We start from the raw sequence: 7,050 nt of genomic DNA, 5'->3' as shown, positions 1-7,050 counted from the left end.
AGGGTGTCGTCGGGGTCCGGCGCAGCGGGTCCGGCAGCGGGCGCCGCAGATCCGGAGGCGGCGAGCGCCGCGGCGGGCTGGACCGCTGGAGCGACTGCCGGGACCGGCCGGGCTGCGGGAGCGGGGGGCGGCGTCGCGACGGCGGGGGTCTGCGGTCCGGCGACCGGGACGCGCACCCCGTCGCCGCCGTCGGCGGGCAGGCCGCGCTCCAGTCGGTCGAGCCGGGCGCCGATGCCTGCACGGGTGTCCTCCGCGGCGGGCAGGAGCAGCCGGGCCATGAGCAGCTCGAGGTGCAGCCGGGGGGACGTCGCACCGGTCATCTCGGTGAGGGCCGCGTTGCACAGGTCGGCGGACCGGGACAGCTCGGACGGGCCGAGGTGGCGGGCCTGCAGGCGCATGCGGTCGAGCTGGTCGGAGGGCACGTCCCGCAGTGCGGCGTCGGCAGCGTCGCCGGAGGCCGCGATGACGATGAGGTCGCGCAGGCGCTCGAGCAGGTCCTCGACGAACCGCCGCGGCTCGTGACCGGTGGAGATGACGCGCTCGACCACGCGGAAGGCGGAGGCTCCGTCGCGGGCGGCGATCGCCTCCGTCAGGTCGTCGAGGAGCGAGGCCTGCGTGAACCCGAGCAGCGCCGCGGCGCCCTCGTACCCGACCTCGCCGCCGCCGGAGCCGGCGATCAGCTGGTCGAGCACCGACAGGGTGTCCCGCACGGACCCGCCGCCCGCGCGCACCACCAGGGGCAGGACGCCGGACGCCACGGGCACGCCCTCGCTGTCGCAGAGCTGCTGCAGGTACGGCACCAGGACGTCGGGCGGCACCAGCCGGAAGGGGTAGTGGTGGGTGCGGGAGCGGATGGTGCCGATGACCTTGTCCGGCTCGGTCGTCGCGAAGATGAACTTGATGTGCGGCGGCGGCTCCTCGACGATCTTGAGCAGCGCGTTGAAGCCCTGGTTCGAGACCATGTGGGCCTCGTCGAGGATGAACACCTTGTACCGGTCCCGCGCCGGGGCGAACGTGGCTCGCTCGCGCAGCTCACGGGCGTCGTCCACGCCTCCGTGGCTGGCCGCGTCGATCTCCACCACGTCGAGGCTGCCCGGTCCGCCGCGCGCCAGCTCGACGCAGGACGGGCACACGCCGCAGGGGGTGTCGGTCGGGCTGCCCTCGGTGTTCTCCGCGCAGTTGAGGATGCGGGCGAGGATGCGCGCGGACGTCGTCTTCCCGCAGCCGCGGGGGCCGGAGAACAGGTACGCATGGTTGACCTGGCCGCTGCGCAGCGCCTGCCGCAGGGGCGCGGTGACATGGTCCTGACCGATCACCTCGGCGAAGTTCTCGGGCCGGTAGCGCCGGTACAGGGCTGTCGTCACGCCACGAACCCTAGACGCCTGCGCCGACAGGCGTCGCCGCTCAGGTGGTGAGGGAAGCGATCGCGGTGAGCACCCCGTCCGGGTCGTAGCGGCGCTTCGCGGCGAGCAGCCGGTCGGCGTTCGCGCCGAAGCCGAGCCGCACGCGTGCGGAGTCCGAGGGCCCGAGGATGTTCGGGTAGCCCCCGGGCAGCGCGCCGGGTGCGAGGGCCTCGGCGACCCGCTCGACCCACGCGTGGTGCTGGCCGTCACCTGCGGGGTCGGGCTGCCAGGCGGCGATCACCTCGGCGAGGACGTGCTGCCGACGCAGCGCGAACGCGGTCGCGTCCGCGGCGACCCGGGTGGCGGCGCCGTGGAAGTGGTGGAGGGCAAGCAGCGACGACGGCGACAGCCAGGTCGACGCGGCGTCGGCTAGCGTCTCGATCGCGTCGTCGGTCAGCGTCGGGAGCCACCGCGTGCCGAGCGCGTAGTGCTGGCCGGGCCGGGAGCCGGCCTCGAACATCCGGATCAGCTCGGGATAGGGCATCGGTCCGACGCCCCCGGCCACCGGCGTGCCGAGCCGGAGCAGCGGCGCCACCGCCGCCTGGCCCGCGCCGAGGTCACCGCTCCACGTCGGCGCGACGAACACCGCCGCCTGGCCCGTCGGCCCCGTGACGAACCCGGCCATCACCGTGAGCTCGTCGGGTGCGGTGGCCAGCACGTCGCGGTAGCCGCGCAGGACGGGGACCGCCTGCTCGAACGGGTACAGGACCATCCCGCCGAGCACGGGGCCCAGCGGGTGCAGCCGGTAGCGCGCCGCGGTGACGATCCCGAAGTTCCCGCCACCGCCGCGCAGCGCCCAGAGGAGCTCCGGGTCTCCGTCCGGTCCGGCCACGACGCGGGTCCCGTCGGGAAGCAGGACGTCGGCCGACAGGAGGTTGTCGAGCGCGAGCCCGAACCGGCCGACGAGCCCGCCGTACCCACCGGCGAGCGTCATCCCGGCCATCCCCACCGTCCGCACGACCGCCGTCGCGGTGCCCAGTCCGTGGGTCGCCGCGGGGTCCACGACGTCCGCCACGAGCGCGCCGCCCTGCGCCGACGCCACGCGTGCGTCCGGGTCGAGCTCGACGTCGCGCAGCGCGGACAGGTCGAGCACGACCCCGTCGCCGAGCGCGCGGCCGGCCCAGTCGTGCCCGCCGCCGCGCACCGACACCGGGACGTCGCACTCGCGGGCGACCAGCAGCGCGGTCCGCACATCGTCCGCGTCGACGCACTGGACCACCGCCGTCGGGCGTCGGTCGACGGCCCCAAGGACGACCGGCTCAGTCGGCCCGCACCACGGTGTCCGCCAGCACCGACCGCAGCAGCGGCCGGGAGGTCTCGGTCGCCGCGTAGACCAGGGCGCAGCCGCCGGTGAGGAACCCGAACAGCAGAAGGAGTCCCTGCGGGGAGCTCACGGCCGCTGCGCCGAACAACGGGAAGAGCATGACGAGGGCGGTCGCGGCCGACCCCACCGACACGAAGAGCAGAGGGACCAGCACGGACCTGCGGCGTACCGAGTCGAGCAGCTCCGGCGGCATGCCTGCCAGGTTCTGCAGCGCGATCTCGCGTCGGCGGTCCAGCACCGCTGCCGCTTGCGCGATGCCCGCCGAGACGGCCGCAAGCAGGAACGCGACCACGAGCGTGACCATCCCGCCGGTGACCAGGTCGGCCATGAGGGCGTCGCCCTGCGGGTCGCCGGTGGTGTCCACGGCGGTGATGGCCGGCAGCACTGCGAGCGCACCCGCGACGAAGCCGGCGAGCCCCAGCCCGCCGACCACCCGCCACGCGGCCTTCGGGTCGTCCAGCAGCCGGCGGGCAGCGAGCAGGCGGGCCGGCGTCGTGGCGCGCCGCAGCTGCACCTTGCCGACGAGGCCCAGCACCCAGGGCCCGACCGCGTTGAGCGTCGCGAACCCCACGGCCAGCGACCCGACGAGCGCGCCGATCGCGGCCGCGCCGAGCGCCCCGGCCGCGGCGCTCACCACCATGAACAGCCCGATGCCGACCAGGGCGACCACCAGCCGCAGCCACGTCATGCCCTGGGGAGTCTCCCGCCGGGCGACGCCGAGCGGGGACACGCTGACGCGGCGCAGCGAGAACGCCGCGGACAGGGCGGCGAGCACCGGCACGGCCACGAGCGTGACCGCGAGCCCCTGCCAGCCGACCCAGAGCTCCGCGACGTCGAACGTGGTGCCCTGGAACCGCAGCAGCGAGACGGCGGGCAGGAGGGCGACGTAGAGCAGGATGCCGAGGACGGCGCCCACCAGCCCCTGCCAGGCGGTCTCGGTGACGGTGAGGCCGACCACCTCGCGCGGCGTCGCGCCGAGCAGGCGCAGGGTGGCCAGGCGCGCGTCGCGTCGGGAGACGCCGAGCCGGGCCGCCGCACCGCCGAGCGTCAGGAGCGGGACGACGAGCAGCACGACCGCCGTCCACGCGAGGCTCAGGTACAGGCTGCGCAGGTCGTCCTGGCCGGGCGGGACCGGCAGCGCGGCACGGTCGGCGAACCCGAGCAGGCCGCCGACGACGCTCAGGGTCAGCCCGGTGGTGACGGCGAACGCCGTGATCGCCAGGCCGGAGGTCACGCGCGAGTCCCGGCCACCGGCACGCTGGAACCGCGGGGCGAGCGCGACGACGGGGTTCACCGCGGCACCTCGGCGGTCGCGCCGACGACCAGGCCGTCGCGGACCTCGATGCGGCGGTCGCACCAGTCGGCCACCTGGGCGTCGTGGGTGACGACGACGAGCGACGCGCCGGCCGCCCTCGTCGTCTCGGTGAGGATCCGCATGACGTCGTGGCCGGTGGCCTGGTCCAGGGCGCCGGTCGGCTCGTCGGCGAACACGACCGCGGGGCCGGTGATCAGCGCCCGCGCGACGGCCACCCGCTGCGCCTGCCCACCGGACAGCTCCCCCGGTCGCCGGCCCTCCATCCCGGCCAGGCCGAGCGACGTCAGCCAGCGGCCGGCCAGCGCCGTGGCGTCGCGCCGGGAGGTGCCCAGGAGCATCGCCGGCAGGGCGACGTTCTCGATCGCGGGCAGCTCGGAGAGCAGCTGCCCGAACTGGAAGACGAAGCCGTACCGCTGCCGGCGCAGCAGGGAGCGCTCGCGGTCGGAGAGCCCGCTGACGTCCCGACCGTCGAGCACCACCGTGCCCGCGTCGGGCGGCAGGATGCCGGCCAGGCAGTGCAGGAGTGTCGACTTGCCGGACCCGGACGGGCCCATGACGGCGAGCGACTCACCGTCCTGCAGGTCGACGTCGACGCCGGCGAGCGCGGTGGTCGAGCCGAAGCGCTTGACGAGGCCGCGGGCGGACAGGCGGGGCGTGGCGGGGATCATGCGTCCAGGCTGCCGGGCTGCGCCTGTGTGCGACATCGACCTCCAGGCGCTCTCGTGCGGCTGCGGACTGCACCCAGGGACGGACGCAGGTCGTCCCGTGGCCGGACGGGTGACGGCGCGGGGTGAAGTCATCGTGCGAATCACCGCGAAGCCCGCATCAGCGATGGATGAATCTTCAACCACGTCGTACGGTCGCACCCTGCCGATCGCCGCGCCCAGCTCCCGCCGCGCAGCCCGCGCACGCACCCCCACCGACCGACGACCGGAAGCAGACCACCATGAGCACCACGCTCGACCAGACCCTCGCCGCCGCGCTCGAGATCGATGGCGCGACCGCCGTCGCCCTCGTCGACTACGAGAGCGGGATGTCCCTGGGGCACCAGGGCACGGGCATCGACCTCGATGTCGCCGCGGCCGGCAACACCGAGGTGATCCGGGCCAAGCTGCGCACCATGGCCGCCCTCGGCCTGGACGACCGCATCGAGGACATCCTCATCACGCTCGGCCAGCAGTACCACCTGATCCGCCTGCTCCAGGGCGCTGACGGCACCGGCCTGTTCCCCTACCTGGGGGTGGACACGAGCCGCCCCAACCGCGCGGGGGCCCGCCGCCTGTTGACGACCCCCGCGCGCCCGCTCACCATCTGACCGGTGGGGCCCGCGCGCGCCGCGCGGGCACCACCCACCCGAAGAGGCCCCCGTGATCGTCCGCCAGCACGCCCTCCAGATCGCCGCGGTCGTGCGGCGGGACATGGAGGGGATCCGTCGCGTGAGCGTCGTCCGCACCGACGGCAGGCCCTTCTTCGACGATCCCGGCGACCCACCGACCGGTGAGGACGCCGAGGCCGTCGCGGCTGCCGTCGCGGCGACGGTGTCCTATGCCCGACGGGCAGGGACCGCCCTGGCGACGGGTGCGATCGACGCCCTGACCATCCGGGGTCGGGAGGCGACCGTCGTCGCACAGCCCCTCGACGACCTGCACGTGCTCGTGGTCACCTGCGGACCGGACGTGAACCTCGTCCTGCTCGGCCGCGTGCTCGCGCGGATCACCGCCACCCTGGGCCCGTCCGCCTGAGCGGCGCTCAGACGACGAGCGCGACGCCGGCCAGGACCACCACGCCGGCCCCCACCACCGAGACGACCACCCGAGCGCGCTCCGGGAGCCGTCGTCCGAGCACACCGCTCCCGGCCGCCAGGAGCACCTGCCAGACGAGCGACGCCATCCCCGCCCCCACGACGAACGCGACGGTCGACGCCGTCCCGGAGACCTCCAGGGCGAGCCCGACCGCCACGGTCGTGAACGTCAGCGCCGTCAGCGGGTTGATCGCGGTGAGCCCGACGAAGCGGGTGTAGGCCACCAGGGGCGTCGAGCCGGCAGACGATCCGGTCTCCGGCGGCGGCCGTCGTGCGGCGCCGAGGGAGGCGACGAGCCCCACCGCCCCCACGACCACCAGCACGACCGCGCCGATCCCGCGGACCAGCGACGCGTGGTCGTCCAGCACGCGGCTGACGGGCGCCCCGACCGCGACCGCCACGACGGCGTACGCGAGGTCGACGGTCGCGATCCCGCACGCAGCGCCGACCGCCACCCGGACCCCGTCGACCAGGCCGGTGCGCAGCAGGAGGACACCGACCGGGCCGACGGGCATGGCCACCGCCAGGCCGGCCAGCACGCCGAGGAGCAGGGGTGAGGACACCCGCTCAGCCTGCGCACCGCGCGGTCAGGGGTCACGCGGATACTGCGGAAACGATCGTGTGGCTGCAACCATCGCCGTATGGACGCCCTTGACGACGCTATCCTCCGCGAACTGACCGAAGATGCGCGGCTGCCGTACCGGGAGCTCGGTGCGCGCGTCGGCCTCAGTGCCAACGCGGCGGCGCACCGCGTCCGGCGGCTGGTGGCGGCCGGCACGATCCGCGGGTTCACGGTGGTGACGGCGTCGTCGCCACCCCGTCCGGGTGCCGGCCTGGAGGTGTTCGTCGAGGTGCGCCTGGCCGACGGGACCACCAACGAGGCGTTCACCGCCGCACTGGGCCGGGGATTCGCGCAGGTGCTGGACGCCGTGCACGTCACCGGCTCGTACGACTACCTGCTGCACGCCGTGGTGGCGGACCCGGCCGCGCTGGACCTCTTCGTCCGCCGGCTCAAGCGCGAGGCGGGGGCGGGTCAGACGTTCACGCGCCTCGCGCTGCGCTCGTCCGTCAGCACATAGAAAGGACCCCCCGCACACCCGCCAGAGCTCACCTGCCCTTGCTGCCTTCCGGCCCTGGGGGAGTTCAGCGAGATGACGCCGCACGAGGGGTCGGAGAAAAGCCTAACCCAACGGGACCCGACCGCGTT

At 74.9% G+C, this 7,050-nt stretch carries 8 protein-coding genes and 1 other RNA gene; 3 read left to right on the top strand and 6 right to left on the bottom strand.

Going from position 1 to position 7,050, the window contains the following annotated elements; all coding sequences use genetic code 11:
• The 4 genes from RYN42_RS10940 to RYN42_RS10925 form a co-directional block, all read right to left on the bottom strand.
• Positions 1-1,364 (bottom strand): DNA polymerase III subunit gamma and tau (locus RYN42_RS10940; protein ID WP_315096029.1); only part of this gene is annotated, 1,364 nt, incomplete at its 3' end.
• Positions 1,365-1,404: 40 nt separating this feature from the next.
• Positions 1,405-2,622, bottom strand: coding sequence for an FAD-binding oxidoreductase (locus RYN42_RS10935; RefSeq protein WP_315096027.1), 1,218 nt, complete (start codon positions 2,620-2,622; stop codon positions 1,405-1,407).
• Between the two features lie 40 nt (positions 2,623-2,662).
• The gene (locus RYN42_RS10930; protein ID WP_315096024.1) at positions 2,663-4,021 is read right to left on the bottom strand and encodes an FtsX-like permease family protein; all 1,359 of its coding nucleotides are present in this window, start codon (positions 4,019-4,021) and stop codon (positions 2,663-2,665) included.
• Positions 4,018-4,710, bottom strand: a complete 693-nt coding sequence (locus tag RYN42_RS10925) for an ABC transporter ATP-binding protein (RefSeq protein ID WP_315096023.1) — start codon at positions 4,708-4,710, stop codon at positions 4,018-4,020. Before RYN42_RS10925 ends, RYN42_RS10930 begins: the two co-directional genes overlap by 4 nt.
• 278 nt (positions 4,711-4,988) lie before the next feature.
• Here RYN42_RS10925 and RYN42_RS10920 point away from each other — a divergent pair, with 278 nt between their 5' ends.
• Both RYN42_RS10920 and RYN42_RS10915 read left to right on the top strand, forming a co-directional pair.
• Positions 4,989-5,357 (top strand): hypothetical protein, encoded by a 369-nt coding sequence (locus RYN42_RS10920; protein ID WP_315096021.1) that lies wholly within the window; start codon positions 4,989-4,991, stop codon positions 5,355-5,357.
• 52 nt (positions 5,358-5,409) lie between these two features.
• Entirely contained in the window at positions 5,410-5,784 is a 375-nt protein-coding gene (locus RYN42_RS10915; protein WP_315096019.1) for a roadblock/LC7 domain-containing protein, read from the top strand.
• Between the two features lie 7 nt (positions 5,785-5,791).
• On the opposite strand, the gene RYN42_RS10910 is transcribed toward RYN42_RS10915, so the two are convergent.
• Positions 5,792-6,406: a LysE family transporter gene (locus tag RYN42_RS10910; protein ID WP_315096017.1), complete on the bottom strand. Its 615-nt coding sequence runs from the start codon at positions 6,404-6,406 to the stop codon at positions 5,792-5,794.
• Between the two features lie 78 nt (positions 6,407-6,484).
• On the opposite strand from RYN42_RS10910, the gene RYN42_RS10905 reads away from it, so the two are divergent.
• Positions 6,485-6,922 carry an Lrp/AsnC family transcriptional regulator gene (locus RYN42_RS10905; protein ID WP_315096016.1) on the top strand — a complete coding sequence of 146 codons (438 nt, stop codon included), beginning with the start codon at positions 6,485-6,487 and terminating at the stop codon, positions 6,920-6,922.
• On the opposite strand, the gene ffs is transcribed toward RYN42_RS10905, so the two are convergent.
• Positions 6,921-7,017: signal recognition particle sRNA small type (gene ffs / locus RYN42_RS10900), an RNA gene on the bottom strand. The two genes, RYN42_RS10905 and ffs, sit on opposite strands and share 2 nt — an antisense overlap.
• Positions 7,018-7,050: the final 33 nt, after the last annotated feature.

Source organism: uncultured Cellulomonas sp., assembly GCF_963527515.1.
Lineage (GTDB): Bacteria > Actinomycetota > Actinomycetes > Actinomycetales > Cellulomonadaceae > Cellulomonas.
This window is presented reverse-complemented; position numbering and strand designations above follow the sequence as displayed.

Excerpts from the sequence above, each read along its gene's own strand:
- RYN42_RS10925 (WP_315096023.1), bottom strand. The coding sequence starts at position 4,710 with ATGATCCCCGCCACGCCCCGCCTGTCCGCCCGCGGCCTCGTCAAGCGC.
- RYN42_RS10920 (WP_315096021.1), top strand. The coding sequence starts at position 4,989 with ATGAGCACCACGCTCGACCAGACCCTCGCCGCCGCGCTCGAGATCGAT.
- RYN42_RS10905 (WP_315096016.1), top strand. The coding sequence starts at position 6,485 with ATGGACGCCCTTGACGACGCTATCCTCCGCGAACTGACCGAAGATGCG.